Raw genomic sequence first — 14,969 nt, 5'->3', positions numbered from 1 at the left:
TTTCTCCTCCCTCTTTTATGAAAATGAAAAAGAAGACAATTGCTTTACTCAGTATACTTGTGTGCATGTTAACAGGATGTGGGGAAAAAAACAGTATGGAGTGTCTCTTTCCAAGAGCGGAAGATAGCTATGTTGGCGATGTTATGGCACTTACAGAAGGTAATGGAGTTTATCTAAACTACCTATATGAAACAGATCATAATGGAGTGGGTTATCATCCTATAAACAGTTTTTACACAAAAGATTTTCTTTCTTTTGAGGATAAGGGTGAGGTTCTTTCTTTTGCAGAAGATTCTGAAAAGCAGGATCTTGCTATAGGAACAGGTTCTTTTATAAAGGACGACAGTGGTAAATACCATTGTTTTTACACAGGTCATAATGATTATTATGACACTTATGGGTTGGATAAAGAATGCGTAATGCATGCAACAAGCAGTAACAATAAGAAATACGTAAAGGATTATGATGAAATAATCCATGCACCTGAAGGTTACAGCACCAATGATTTTCGTGATCCACAGGTTTATAAGACTGATGACGGGTATCTGATGCTGGTAGGTGCAAGAAAAGAAAAAGAAGAAGAGAGCGCAATCATATATTTTGAATCGCAGGATCTTCATAACTGGACTTTTAAGGGCGATTTTTATACCAGTAAAGAGCTTTACTTTATGGAATGCCCGGACGTTTTTAAAATTGGGGAAAAATATTATTTAGTATTTAGCTGGAACAATGTTGTTTATTACAGAATGGCGGATAGCTTTTTTGGACCGTGGGAAAAACCGGAGATTGATACATTTGACGGAAACGGATTTTATGCTGCCAAGACATGTGAATTAGATGGTAAACGATATCTGATAGGATTTCTCGACAGAAAAAAGAGAGAAAGTGACGGCTTAGGTTACACATGGGCTGGAAGCATTGTTACTTATGAACTTAGACAATTACAAGACGGCACACTTGGGGCGTGCATGCCTGAACAATATAATGATTATTTTAAGACAGAACTGAGAACAGAGGATTCATTGGCAGGAACAGTAGATTTGGGACAGGTTCCTGAGACCTGCCACATGACATTTGACCTTGATATGCAGGATGATGGAAAGCTTGACCTTATATTTGATAATGCAGAAAAAGGGGAAAAGTATCATCTGTCTATTGATAACAAGGAGGACAATATCACATTTAATGCATTTCCGAATTTTCAGGCTATGGCATTGAAAACCGGAAAAACCTACAAGGTAGATGTCGTTGTTGAAAAGGATATAGTTATAGTTTACGTAGGCGGTGAAAAGGTACTGTCTAACAGAATTTACGCAGCAGTAGGTGCAGACTGGAGACTGGATTCATCAGCAGCAGTAGTTAGTAATTTCAGAATTTATGGTAAGTGAGGATTATATGAGCGATAAGTTAGAAAAAGCAAGAAAATATGAAGCAAAGACAGAATTGACAATTTCTGAGGAGCAGAGGCCTCTTTTTCATCTTACTCCCAGATGTGGATGGATGAATGATCCCAACGGTTTTAGCCGTTACAATGGAAAATATCACCTTTTCTATCAGTATTACCCATATGAGACTGTATGGGGACCTATGCATTGGGGACACGCAGAAAGTGAAGATCTCATAAACTGGAAGTATCTTCCCTGCGCTATGGCACCGGATGAAAAATATGATGATGCAGGCTGTTTCTCAGGCAGTGCAATAGAGATGGATGATGGAAAACAGCTTCTTGTATATACCGGCGTTCACAAAGAGCAGGATGAAGATGGTGTTTTCCATGAGTATCAGACTCAGTGCGTTGCTATAGGTGATGGAACTGATTATGTAAAATATGAAAACAACCCTGTTATTACCGGAGAAACACTTCCCGAAGGCGCAGGAATCTATGATTTCAGAGATCCTAAGGTATTTAAGGAAAACGGAAAATACTACATGGTAGTAGGTAATAAAACTGTGGATAAGGATGGTCAGATTCTTCAGTATGTGAGTGAGGACGGTATTCACTGGACTTACGATAAGCTGGTGATCAAAAACAATCACAGATTCGGTGTAATGTGGGAATGTCCTGATTACTTTGCACTTGATGGTAAGCAGGTATTACTTACCAGCCCTCAGGACATGCTTCCTGAAGAACTTGAATTCCACAACGGAAATGGAACTTTATGTGTCATTGGAAGCTTTGATGCTGATGGTAATTTCTGTGAAGAAAACTGCCAGGCTATTGATTATGGTATAGATTTCTATGCACCCCAGACAGTTCTTGCAGAAGATGGAAGAAGACTTATGATAGGCTGGATGCAGAACTGGGATACATGTGGCATAAGACGTGATGATTTCCCGTGGTTTGGACAGATGAGCTTCCCGAGAGAAATCAGCCTTCACAACAATAAGCTGATACAGAAGCCTGCCAGAGAGATTGAAAACTACTATGGCAAGAGAATCAGCAGACAGAATGTCCTGATCTCTGATAGTGCTTCACTTTCAAGCATCGAGGGAAGATGCATAGATATGACTGTAAAGGTTAAATCTACAGAAGCAGATCTGTCTTACCAGAAGTTTGAAATTCGTTTTGCTGACAACGGTAAAGCATATTCAGTTATCGAGTATGATCCGTTACAGAATATTGTAAAGATCGATAGAAAGCACTCAGGAAGCAGAAGAGCTATAGTTCATCAGAGAAGATGTAAAGTAGCAAATAACAAGGGTGAAATCACTCTTAGACTGATTCTTGACAGATACAGCATGGAACTTTTCATAAACGATGGTGAACAGGTAATGTCAATGGGAATCTTCACAGATATAAAAGCTGAAGCAATCAATTTCAGAGCAAATGGTGAACTTCTTATGGATGTTATAATGTATGAACTGGAGAAAGAATAATGGATAGATTTGATGTAGTTGCTTTAGGTGAGTTACTGATAGATTTTACAAATAACGGAATTAGTTCACAAGGAAATCCCTTATTTGAAGCAAATCCGGGTGGAGCTCCCTGCAATGTGCTTTCAATGCTGCAGAATCTCGGTAATAAAACAGCATTTATCGGAAAAGTCGGTGATGACTTCTTCGGTAGAATGCTTAAAGAGAGGGTTGAAAAGCAGGGAATTGACTCTACTGCACTTGTTTTTGACAAAGAGATCCCCACTACTCTTGCATTTGTTAACAAGCTTGAAAATGGCGACCGTGACTTTTCTTTTTATAGAAAGCCCGGTGCAGATATGATGCTTACTAAAGATGATGTCAAGAAAAATGTAGATATGCTGATGAATACAGATGTATTTCATTTTGGAACATTATCTATGACGGACGAGCCTGCAAGAGAAGCTACAAAAATGGCAGTGGATATAGCAAAAGAGAGCGGAGCTTTAATTTCTTTTGACCCAAACTACAGGGAACCGCTTTGGAATTCTGTAAATACCGCTATTGAAGCGATGAATTATGGATTTGAAAAATGTGATATTCTCAAAATATCTGACAATGAAGTAGAACTTTTCACAGGCATATCAGATATTTGTGAAGGAGCTAGAAAGATCCAGAAGGATTACAATATTCCAATCATATTTGCTACACTCGGACCGGATGGAAGTATGGCACTTTATAAGGATATGGTTGTAAAGAAGGACGGTTACAAGAATCCTGACACAATTGAGACTACAGGAGCAGGTGATACATTTTGCGCATGTGCTATTGATTACATTAGAAGAAATGGCATTGAAAGTCTGACTGAGGATGGATTAATGGCGTGCCTTAATTTTGCAAATGCTGCCGCATCCATAATTACAACAAGGAAAGGTGCCCTTTCTGTAATGCCGACTAAGGATGAAGTTGATAGCTTTCTTAGTGATAAATAATCAGTCTGTGCCTGGCACGGCGATTTGTAAAAATTGCATTTTTCCGGATTTCTGATGATATTCAGGAATCTAAATCATCGTATAAAAGAGATAATAAATGACTGTCGTATAAGAGTAAAACTTATGCGGCAGTTTTTTCATATAAACATTATATCCCTAATCGCAAAAAGGTGATTTAATATTCTATCGCTTCCTATAAGATAATACATAGTGAGAACACAAAGAATTTCCCGCTTTTATACTTGACCTCAGTGGCAAAATTTAATATAGTTAAAGAGATGGTTAACCGTTAAACCATTGAAAAATACAGACACAAACGGAGATAATCATGAATTTAAAAACTATAGCAGAACTCGCGGGGGTGAGTACAGCCACTGTTTCAAATGTGTTAAATGGAAATTTCCATAAAGTTTCTGAAGAGACCAGAGCTAAGGTCGAGAAAATCATTAAGGATTCAAATTATAAACCTAATGTTATAGCAAGATCTCTTGCAAAAAAGGAAAGCCATCTGATAGGTGTTGTAGTTCCATATCTTAGTAAGGATGAGGACTTTTTTGCTAACCCATATAACGCGCATATTATTGCAGCACTTGAACGTTTTGTACGTAGACATGACTATTATGTGATGCTAAGATGCGTTGGGGATCCGAGAGAGATTATACCGCTTTTGTCCTCCTGGAATGTTGATGGGGCGTTTTTCCTTGGAGTATACAGGGACGAGGTTCGTGAGATCAGAGAGCGCATTGATATACCTATGGTTTTCATTGATACCTATGCTCCCGGGGAGCCGATAGTCAATATAGGTATTGAGGATTACAGAGGTGGGTATCTTTCTGCAAAATATCTTATAGGTAAAGGCCATAAAAAGCTTGCACTTGTCACTCCTGAGATAACCGGAGAGGGTGTTATCAAGGAACGTCAGCAGGGATTTGCTGATGCATGTGCTGAAAGTAATGTGGACTTTAGCATTTCTAAGGATGTATTTCATAGTGTTTCAACATATCGCAATGCCGTTGAAGTGGGACAGGATATAGTCTTTGCAAACCGTGGATATACTGCAGTGGCTACCATGTCAGATATTGTTGCTTTTGGTGTTATCGAGGGACTTCACCAGTGTGGTATTCGTGTACCATATGATATTTCTGTAGTCGGTTTCGATAATCTTCCTGATTGTGATTTTATGTCACCCAAGCTGACTTCTGTTGCTCAGGATTTTGAGTGGAAGGCTGAGAAAGCAGGAGAATACCTGTTTAGAATGATCGGTGGAGAGAAGAATCTTGTTTTGGATGAACGCCAGCCCATCAGAGTTATGGAGAGACAGTCTGTAAGGAATCTCTCAGATAAGTTATAATTCAGGAATTTCAATTTTCTTAATATATTTTTAATGTCGTCTTTTCCAATATTGCATATATATGTGATAGCATATAATCACTAACATTATGTGCAATTTAATGGAGAAGAATCGATGATAACTGCTTTTTTTGAAAAGTTGGATAGTATAGATTATTTCGTATCCTCCAGAGAAGAGGCTCTGGCTGGGCGAAATAAGACTATGCTTAAACAGCTCTGCAATTTCATAGCGATTTTTTCTATCATTTTCCTTATATTTAAATATGCCAATAATCCGGGTGTTTTGCCGGATTTTGGTTATGTTATCCTTCTTGCAGTTTTGCTGTTTTATAATCTGCAGTATAGACTTTGGCTTTCGAAGGCTAAGTTATCGTTCAAAGTTACAAGGCTTATTATTTTAATAAATTATTCACTGCTTTTCGCAGCAGTGTCATATCTTGAAGTATGTGTTGTTTCAGCATCACATCTTCTCTTAATTCTCGCGCTCATTATGGCATTTCCAACATTTTATACCGATTATTTCAGGATTGTAGTCCTTTTTGAAATTCTCTCAGGCGGGATTTACTATATAATTTTTAAGCTTTTTGAGAGTAAGGAATTTATCTGGCAACACTTTTTTCTTATCATATTGGGAATAATTTTTTCACTCCTTATTGTAATGATTAATTTCGGCAATCAGGCAGAAAGTGCATCTGAGGAGAAAATTTTTAAAGAAAAAAGTGATACTGACGGGCTTACTGACCTGAAAAATAAAATTGCTTTTGAAGAAGAGGCCAGAGCTGCTATTCTTGACAGAACTCCCGGAACAGCCCTGATGCTTCTGATTCTTGATTTTGATAATTTTAAATATGTAAATGACTACTATGGTCATCAGGTGGGAGATGATGTCCTTAAAGCTTTTGCGAAGCTCCTTAAGCGTGAATTCAGAATAGTGGATATTATAGGCCGAGTCGGCGGAGATGAGTTTATGGTTATAATCCGCGAGCTGCCTTTGGGAAATATCCACCTTATAGAAAACAGATGCAAAAATATCTTGCATGAACTAAATATTCTTAAGGTTGGAGACGCCAGATCTTTTTCCTGCAGTATTGGAATTGCAGCTGATGAATGCGGGCTTACTTTTGAGGCATTATACAGACTGGCCGATGATGCCCTTTATGAGTCAAAATGCAGAGGAAAAGGCAGATTTACCACCTATGTGACGAAAGAAATTCAAAAGACTGCTGAAAGAATGATATATATTCTTTCCAACAATGATGGTGCAAGAAGGCTTATAAGGGAGACTCTTGATGCGAATTGTCAGGTGCTTGAAGGCACTGATATTGTAAGAGGATTGAATGATATAAGCCTATATCAGGACTACTTGAATGAGATATATATTCAGATGGATATGCCCGGAATAACCACTAAGGAGTTGGAGGATTATATGGCATCCAGACCTGTTTTTTCAAGAGTGCAGCTTCACAGGTTTTGATCTTAGAAAGTCAGAGGTAGTCGCATGAGGAAGTGGGACAGATTCGTATTAAAATTTAAAAAGTATTATCAACTTTACATACTACTCCTTCCGGCAGTTATTTTGCTTGTTTGCTTTGCATATCTTCCAATGTTCGGTATCATTATTGCTTTTCAGGACTATTCCCCTGCTCTTGGCGTGACAAAAAGCGAGTTTGTGGGCTTCAAGAATTTTCTTCAGTTTTTCAGATCATATCAGTTCCGCGTGACAATAAAAAACACATTGATTCTAAGCTTTTACAGCATCCTTGTGGGAGTTCCGCTTCCAATAGCTGTGGCACTTATGTGTAATCAGATGAAAAGTAAAATGTTCAAAAAGGTGTTTCAGGTCATAACATATCTTCCGCATTTCATTTCAACCATGGTTATGTGCGGTTTGATACTTATATTCCTTTCACCGACTAATGGACTATTTGCGAATCTCTTTGCTCTTGCAGGAAAAGAATTCCCGAATCTTATGGCTGACGCCTCAGCATTTAAGCATGTGTATGTATGGAGTGATATATGGCAGCATCTGGGGTGGGATAGCATAATTTATCTTGCTGCGCTTGCCGGCATAGATCCTACGTATTACGAGGCAGCGATAGTCGATGGAACCAGTACATTACAGAAAATTCGATATATCGATATTCCCATGATACTGCCAACTACAATGATTCTATTGATCTTAAGAGCCGGAAATATACTTGGCGTGGGCTTTGAAAAGGTGTATCTCCTTCAAAATGTTCAAAATATCATGAGCAGCGAGATAATCTCGACCTATGTTTATAAGATGGGCATGCAAAGTATGCAGTATAGCCTTTCGACGGCAATAGGTTTATTTAATACGGTTGTAAATCTATTGGTTCTTTTACTGGTTAACTTCATAGCAAGGAAAACAACAGAAAACAGTCTGTTTTAACAGGTGAACTATGATATTTAGAAAAAAAGCGATCTCTCAGGACAAAATCATAAATGTAATATTCCATATTGTAGCGGTTTTAATGATAATTATTGTCGTTTACCCGTTATGGTTTGTAATAATAGCGTCTTTTAGTAACCCTGCTGATGTTGTCGGTGGTAAAGTCTGGATTTTGCCGATAGAAATAGATGTCAGAGGATATGAAAAGCTCCTTGAGCAATCCAAGATATGGATCAGCTATCTTAACACAATCTTATACACAGCCGTGGGCACAGTATTCGGGCTTATAGTGAATATTTCTGCCGGATATGCTATGTCGAGAAAAGATATGCCAGGAAGAAAAATCATAAACACATTTCTTGTAATTCCAATGTTTGTCAGTGGAGGACTGATTCCTACGTATCTGATAGTTAAGAATTTTGGATTTCTGGATTCCTTTTGGGTAATGGTCATTCCTTTTGCAGTATCGACTTATAACATAATCGTCGCCAGAACCTTCTTTGAAAATCTGCTTCCTGAGGCACTGTGGGAGGCAGCACAGATTGATGGCTGCGGAACTCTTAGATATTTCTTTGAATTTGCATTGCCTTTATCAAAAGCAGTTATAGCTGTTGTTGGACTCTGGACCGCTGTTGGACTATGGAATTCCTGGTTTAATGCCCTTATTTATCTTAATAATGAAAACCTGATACCTCTTCAGCTTTTGCTAAGAAGAATCCTTATAACCAATGAATCGCTTTTAGGTGCAGCGACAGGTACTATGGCGCAGGAACTGAGGAAACTGTCGGATATGATGAAATATGGGTCAATAGTAGTTTCAACATTACCGATTATGCTCGTTTATCCATTCCTCCAAAAGTATTTCAATCAGGGGGTCATGGTTGGATCTGTGAAAGGATAAAAATGATGAAGAAAAGAAATATACTGATGGCAGTTTTCCTTGGAACTATTATGGTGCTGGAAGCATGTGCTGCTGGTAATAGTGGCCAAAATACGGAAGAAGAAAACACCACAATTGAAAATGATGCCACTACATATGAGGTCGCAACCGTGAGATGGGCAGACTGGGGAGAGGACTATCACACAGGATTCCCGGATCAGGCGGCTATGAAAAAAGGCATAACCATAAAATGGCAGACTATACTGAACTCCGACTGGACCGATAAGAGGGCGGTGCTTCTGGCGGGAGGAAATTTGCCAGACGCATTCATGGGATCAATATGTTTCTCAGAACTTGATATCCTGACTAATCAGGGTTCATTTATTGCGCTTGATGATTATATTGATGAATATATGCCAAATTTTAAGAAAATCATGGATAGTGATCCGATAATGAAGGCACTGGCTTACTCAGCAGATGGGCATATCTATGGGCTGCCGTCAAGGAAACCCTGCAGACCCGTCATATCAAATCAGATGTTTATCAACAAAAAATGGCTTGATAATCTAGGATTGTCTATACCTCAGACCTATAAAGAATTTGAGGATGTTCTGATTGCTTTTAAGGAACAGGATGCCAATGGAAACGGGGATCCTACAGATGAAATTCCCTATGGACAGGGGTATGCGGATCTGGTTATGTCATTTTGTCTTCCATTCGGGACAACTATAGGTGCTGATGGAACATATATGATGAGCATTCAAAACGGAGAACCGATATATCTGCCCACTTCACAGTCCTATAAGGACGGTATAAGCTGGATGCACGAATGCTATGAAAAAGGGCTTATTGACCCTGAAATTTTCACTCAGGATTCATCCATGCGGGATGCAAAACTGATGAATGAAATACCGATAATCGGATGCGCAGCAGGTTGGACAACAGATGCTACATTCGGACAAAATGCAGATGAGTATGTAGCATTGCCGGCACTTCAGGGACCGGACGGTAACAGATATGTAGCCTCTGATCCTGAACATTGGAATTACAGCAGGTATGAGTTTGTAGTAACAAAGGATTGTCATGATCCCGGGCAATTACTATCCTGGGCTGACAGTTTTTACACAGAAGATGCGTCTATACAGAATTTCTATGGAGCATTTGGTATAGGTGTTGAGAAGGATGAAGAAACCGGCACATATACTGTTCTTGAGCCCACAGATGGAAATACTGCAGATACCTTTGCATGGATAGAATCGCTACGTGATTTTGGACCTAAATATGTTCAGGACGATTTTAATGCCAAGGTTACATATGCGGCAACAGATAACGGAGATGCATCAAAGCTGGAGCTTGATAAAGAGCTCAATCAATACGCAAGAGATGCTTATCCAAACGTTAGTTACACCATTGATCAGCTGAAAACCCTGTCGACACTATATACAGATATTGACTCCTATATGAATTTATATCAGGCGACATGGGTAACAGAGGGAGGCGTTGAAGCTCAGTGGGATGAATACATAAATACACTGGAACAGATGGGCTATTCTGAATTCCTGAAGATCCAGCTTGATGCATATGAGACCTATGAATCTAATAAATAACACATGTTACATACAGATTAAATAAAATCAATCCATGTAACATAAAACCAATAAGCTTATGAAAAGTCATGATATCAAAATTCATGGCTTTTTTTATTCAATAGAAATTCCTTCGGATTTCCTATTGAATAAAAAGCGCTCCGCTATGGATGCGACTGGTGCGCAGATGAATTTTGCAAGCTAAAGCTTGCGCGCACCAGCGCGCAAAGAGTCGCGAGCGACTCTTTGTTCTGTTTACAAAATCTTTGGTTATCGTTTTGTAACTTTTTTACAAAGTTAACCAAGAAAAAACGAAAGTTTTTACCAATTGACGATTGAATAGTGAGATTATTATAATTCTTCTTACATTGGGTTAATCGATTAACGGTAGTTAAAGTTAATTATAGTGGAGGTTTTACAAAAGTATGAAGAGTAAATGGGTTAAGCGCTTATTAACCGCCGGTGTCAGCCTTTCGATGCTGGTAGGCGCACCTGCATCAGAACTTGTTTCTTTATCAGCACTAGCAGCTGTGGAGGAAACAGCGTTGGAAGAGGCAGGTACTGATTTAGAGGAACAGGATCTAGAGACATCAGGAAGCGATGAGGAAGAAGTAAAAGAAGACACTGAAGTAAAAACAGAGCCTGAAGAAGTATCAGAAACAATAGAAGCTAATACTGAAGCAACAGCAGAAGTAAATCCGGAGGAGCCGGAAACAGAAACAGCGGCAGACGTAAATACAGAGAATGAAGAAATAAAGAATACAGAAGTTAATCCGGAGGTTACGGATTTAGATATTCCTGAAGAAAATTCAGTCGAAGTTCCGGTTGCAGAATCGCAAGCGGGCGTAGAAGAAAGTGCTTTAGCTGATTCCGTTACAGATGAAGAAAGTGCAACATCATTTGATGAAGAAGAATATGAGGTTTCAACATTTGAAGTTGAAAGTGATAATGAAGAAGCCACAGATGCATCAGATGATACAAAGACGGCTGTACTTGAAAATCAGAAGAACAGAGCACGCACTAATGGAAATGCAAATGATAGCTCAAACGTTAACAGAAAATCAATCCATGATGGTGCAATACTTCATGTATTCTCATGGAATTTTGATACAGTAATTGAAAACATGGATGAAATTGCAGCAGCAGGCTTTACTGCAATTCAGACATCTCCGATAAACAAGGTCATCGATACACATCCTGCATTGACTTTGTCAGGCGAGGGCCAGTGGTATTATCACTATCAGCCGACTGATTGGACAATTGGTAACTATCAGCTTGGTGACAGAGAAGGCTTTAAAGCTTTATGTGATAAGGCTGATGAATATGGAATCGGTGTAATTGTTGATATTGATCCCAATCACACAACACCTAGTAAATCAGAACTTTCACAGAATCTACTTGATGCTGTTGGAGGAATAGAAAACCTCTATCATAAAGATAACAACAGCGGAATGGATTACAGCAACAGACTCTCAGTTACCTATGATGATATGGGAGGTCTTCCGGATGTTGATACTGAGAATCCGGATTTTCAGGAGTATTTTTATGCATACCTTGAGGATTGTATAAACTGTGGTGCAGATGGATTCCGTATCGATACTGCTAAGCACATTGCACTTCCTGATGATGCTGTTTCAAAAGCATATGAAAATGAACCTGATAGAAATAATTTCTATCCCAACATGGTAAAAGAGCTCAGTGACTATGCTGCTGAAACAGGAAGAAAGGATTACAGTAATCTTTTCGTATATGGTGAAGTCCTTCAGGGTGCTGCTTCAAGACTTTCTTCTTATCAGGAAGCTATAGGCGGAACAACAGCAAGTAATTATGGTGGCACAATCAGATCTGCACTTGCAAATGACAACTTTAATGTTGGAAAAGTAAGTGATTATGGAATCGCTGCTGAAGATGGTCGTGATGCATATCCTGACAAGCTTGTAACATGGGTAGAATCACATGATAACTACATTAATGATACTTCCTATACATCAATAAATGATCAGGATACAATTCTTGGCTGGGCTGTTATTACAGCAAGAAAAGATGGAACACCTCTTTTCTTCTCAAGACCTGCAGGAAGCACAAAGGATAAGCCTTTTGGTAACAATGTCCTTGGCGCAGCAGGAAATGATCTGTTTAAATCAGCAGAAGTAACTGCAATCAACAAGTTTAGAACTGCAATGGTTGGGAAGGATGAGATTTTATCAAATCCCGGAAATGACAACCACATTATCCTTATTGAGAGAAAGGATGCAGATGCACAGAATTCTGCAGGTGCAGTTCTTGTTAATTCAGCTTCTACATCACTTGTTGTAGAAGGCAAAACATCTTTAGAGGATGGCACATATGTTAATGCTATTGAAGGAAAAGATGATATCTTTACAGTATCAAATGGTATTATCAGAGGTATTGTGAAGGCTGAGGATGTTGTTGTTCTTAGAGAGAAGGCAGATGTATCCTATACAACTGTACATTTCTACAACACAGAGAACTGGTCAAATGTAAATGCTAAGATTGAAGGTCAGGATGCACTTGTTTCAGGAATTAATGAAACAGATGGATGGGTTAGATTCTATATACCCGAAGGCGATGTAAAGGTTAGCTTTACAGATGGCACAAATACAACAGGCACTTATGATGTAAATAATGGTAAGGATAACTATATCACACCTGCTAAGACTGATATTTTTGGTTCAGTTCAGGAAGCTGAAGCAGCACTTGGAATTAAGACAGAATCAGTTTATTTCTTTAATACAGTACTTTGGGATGATGTAAAGGTTTATTCATGGCTTAATGATGAAACTAAGCTTGCAGGAGAATGGCCAGGCAAGAGCACAACAGATGAAGGCGGATACTGGATTCGCGCAGATCTTAAAATTCCTGAATCTGTAGATGAGCCTTTCTATGTAATCTTTAGTGGTGCAAGTGGTGCTCAGACAGATAATATACTGATTGATGATGATAACAGATATATTGCTATAAGTGAGGAAACAAAGACTTCTGTTAAATATGCTTCAAAAGAAGATGCAGAAAAAGCTATGGGTCTTTCTGCAAATATGACAACTGTACATTTCTATAATGCAGATAACTGGGATAAAGTTTATGTTCATATGCAATGTCATTTACTTTAGCAGATTTTCGTAAATAACGAAGATCTGCTTTTTTCTTACCCCTAACAAAAATTATTATGAAAAATAGTTGACAAGCCGTTCAAAATGCGCGGCCGCACTCGTTACTGATGCTGTTTAGAGGTAACGAGTGCGGCCCTTGTAGTGAAGGCATAAACGTTACTTTCACTACAAGGAGGCACTTATATGAAACATTCTGACGCAATTAAGGCACTGTTACTTGCTACCATTAGCGAAATCGCAGATAACCCCAAATTGTATGCAGTCAATCCGGGTAAGGATTTCACAAGAAATCGCAAACTTGGATTTCACGAAACTATCATGGTGTTACTTACGATGGAGGCCGATTGTATCAAAGAAGAACTGTATCGATATTTCGGGAGATCTACATCAGCACCATCAAAGGCCGCATTCTATAAGCAACGAAAAAAGCTAAATGAGAACGCTCTCGCAAATCTGCTGTTTGCATTTAACTCAAAACTTTCCAAGAAACTCTATAACGAAAAATATCAGATCATCGCCTGTGATGGTTCAGCAATTGATATCTATCGTAATCCCAATGATCCTGACACATTCTTTGAACCTAATGGCAAGTCTACGCGAGGGTTCAATCAAGTTCATGTCAATGCATTCTATTCCATACTTGACAGAAGGTTTACAAATCTTGTAATCCAACCCGGAAGAAAACGCAATGAGTATTCCGCCTTTTGTGAAATGCTTGATGAGGCAGGAAACGACGGACCTCCCACAATCTATTTTGCCGACATGGGATATGCATCCTATAACAACTTTGCACATGTTATCGAAAACGACCAGTACTTTCTAATTCGATGCAACGATAAGCGGCTTAAAGGCATTCTCGGCTATTCAATAGAAGGACTAAAGGAAGTTGATTGCCGTGTCAACCGCATTCTTACGAGGACACAATCCAAAAAGAAATACAACTGGCCTGACCTTGCAGATCAGTACAGATATATCTGTCAGGCTGTTCCAATGGACTATCTTGATGATGAACATCCAGAATACAATATCTCGCTACGCATTGTCAGATTCGAAATTATGCCTGGTTGCTACGAGAACATAGTTACAAATCTCCCAGACATAGAGTTCGACTTCGAGGATTTTAAAGGTCTCTATCACATGAGATGGAACGAGGAAAATTCATTCCGTGACCTCAAATATCCGCTTTGCCTTAAGGCACTTCATTCAAAAAAATATGAGTATATCGTACAAGAGATATGGGCACGTGCAATTCTCCATAATTTCAGTTCAGAAATCATAAATGGAGTAGAAATTGAACAGCAAGATACCAAATATCTGTATCAGCCAAATTTTGCAGAAGCCTTTAAAATATGCAGAGATTTTCTGAGAATTCATGACTGTCTAACCGTAATGGAGGTGGAATGCCTGATTGCTCAAAATATTGAGCCAATCAGGCCTGGAAGAACCTTTGCCCGCCAGCACAGGTTTAAGCTTCCGATAAGTTTCTGCTATCGTAATTAAACAATAGAGTTCCACCATTTCCATATACAATCATACAACATTTATACTGATGAAGGCACCTCTCTATTAACATTAGGTGATTTCGTCTTTTTGTCATGCTTGTCAATTGTCAATGTGCAGTATAATAATATTTCTATAGCGATAAATTATGCTGAGGGTAGTGCAATAGCTTGGCTTTCGGAACTTATTGATGATGTATCATGCTAAAGTTAACCGAACATATCTTTGGCGTTGGTTAATTCATTCTAAAGTTAATGACATTGG

Annotated in this window: 10 protein-coding genes; all 10 read left to right on the top strand. The window is 38.8% G+C overall.

The window, feature by feature from the left end:
* The first annotated feature begins 95 nt into the window (after nucleotides 1-95).
* Nucleotides 96-1,388: a glycoside hydrolase family 32 protein gene (locus G622_RS24895; RefSeq protein ID WP_196814236.1), complete on the top strand. Its 1,293-nt coding sequence runs from the start codon at nucleotides 96-98 to the stop codon at nucleotides 1,386-1,388.
* Between the two features lie 7 nt (nucleotides 1,389-1,395).
* Nucleotides 1,396-2,877, top strand: a complete 1,482-nt coding sequence (locus G622_RS0117460; RefSeq protein WP_026511758.1) for a glycoside hydrolase family 32 protein — start codon at nucleotides 1,396-1,398, stop codon at nucleotides 2,875-2,877.
* Nucleotides 2,877-3,845 carry a carbohydrate kinase family protein gene (locus G622_RS0117455; RefSeq protein WP_026511757.1) on the top strand — a complete coding sequence of 323 codons (969 nt, stop codon included), beginning with the start codon at nucleotides 2,877-2,879 and terminating at the stop codon, nucleotides 3,843-3,845. Before G622_RS0117460 ends, G622_RS0117455 begins: the two co-directional genes overlap by 1 nt.
* 328 nt (nucleotides 3,846-4,173) lie before the next feature.
* The gene (locus tag G622_RS0117450) at nucleotides 4,174-5,196 is read left to right on the top strand and encodes a LacI family DNA-binding transcriptional regulator (RefSeq protein ID WP_049945930.1); all 1,023 of its coding nucleotides are present in this window, start codon (nucleotides 4,174-4,176) and stop codon (nucleotides 5,194-5,196) included.
* 114 nt (nucleotides 5,197-5,310) lie between these two features.
* Nucleotides 5,311-6,669, top strand: coding sequence for a GGDEF domain-containing protein (locus tag G622_RS0117445; RefSeq protein WP_026511755.1), 1,359 nt, complete (start codon nucleotides 5,311-5,313; stop codon nucleotides 6,667-6,669).
* A 24-nt stretch (nucleotides 6,670-6,693) separates the two neighbouring features.
* Entirely contained in the window at nucleotides 6,694-7,608 is a 915-nt protein-coding gene (locus G622_RS0117440; protein ID WP_026511754.1) for an ABC transporter permease, read from the top strand.
* Between the two features lie 10 nt (nucleotides 7,609-7,618).
* Nucleotides 7,619-8,509, top strand: a complete 891-nt coding sequence (locus G622_RS0117435) for a carbohydrate ABC transporter permease (protein ID WP_026511753.1) — start codon at nucleotides 7,619-7,621, stop codon at nucleotides 8,507-8,509.
* 2 nt (nucleotides 8,510-8,511) lie between these two features.
* Nucleotides 8,512-10,095 (top strand): extracellular solute-binding protein, encoded by a 1,584-nt coding sequence (locus G622_RS0117430; protein ID WP_044957982.1) that lies wholly within the window; start codon nucleotides 8,512-8,514, stop codon nucleotides 10,093-10,095.
* Between the two features lie 404 nt (nucleotides 10,096-10,499).
* Complete coding sequence (locus tag G622_RS24890; protein WP_049945929.1) at nucleotides 10,500-13,205, top strand: alpha-amylase family glycosyl hydrolase; 2,706 nt, start codon at nucleotides 10,500-10,502, stop codon at nucleotides 13,203-13,205.
* 183 nt (nucleotides 13,206-13,388) lie between these two features.
* On the top strand, nucleotides 13,389-14,705 hold the full coding sequence (locus G622_RS0117420) for an IS4 family transposase (RefSeq protein WP_026510296.1): 1,317 nt from the start codon (nucleotides 13,389-13,391) through the stop codon (nucleotides 14,703-14,705).
* Nucleotides 14,706-14,969: the final 264 nt, after the last annotated feature.

This window comes from Butyrivibrio sp. LC3010 (assembly GCF_000424385.1).
Taxonomy (GTDB): domain Bacteria; phylum Bacillota; class Clostridia; order Lachnospirales; family Lachnospiraceae; genus Butyrivibrio.
The sequence above is the reverse complement of the archived record's forward strand: the minus strand, read 5'-3'. Positions and strand labels throughout refer to the sequence as shown.

Coding starts and splice junctions, on each gene's coding strand:
- G622_RS0117420 (WP_026510296.1), top strand. CDS start 13,389: ATGAAACATTCTGACGCAATTAAGGCACTGTTACTTGCTACCATTAGC.
- G622_RS0117450 (WP_049945930.1), top strand. CDS start 4,174: ATGAATTTAAAAACTATAGCAGAACTCGCGGGGGTGAGTACAGCCACT.
- G622_RS0117440 (WP_026511754.1), top strand. CDS start 6,694: ATGAGGAAGTGGGACAGATTCGTATTAAAATTTAAAAAGTATTATCAA.
- G622_RS0117435 (WP_026511753.1), top strand. CDS start 7,619: ATGATATTTAGAAAAAAAGCGATCTCTCAGGACAAAATCATAAATGTA.
- G622_RS0117445 (WP_026511755.1), top strand. CDS start 5,311: ATGATAACTGCTTTTTTTGAAAAGTTGGATAGTATAGATTATTTCGTA.
- G622_RS0117460 (WP_026511758.1), top strand. CDS start 1,396: ATGAGCGATAAGTTAGAAAAAGCAAGAAAATATGAAGCAAAGACAGAA.
- G622_RS0117455 (WP_026511757.1), top strand. CDS start 2,877: ATGGATAGATTTGATGTAGTTGCTTTAGGTGAGTTACTGATAGATTTT.
- G622_RS24895 (WP_196814236.1), top strand. CDS start 96: ATGGAGTGTCTCTTTCCAAGAGCGGAAGATAGCTATGTTGGCGATGTT.
- G622_RS24890 (WP_049945929.1), top strand. CDS start 10,500: ATGAAGAGTAAATGGGTTAAGCGCTTATTAACCGCCGGTGTCAGCCTT.
- G622_RS0117430 (WP_044957982.1), top strand. CDS start 8,512: ATGATGAAGAAAAGAAATATACTGATGGCAGTTTTCCTTGGAACTATT.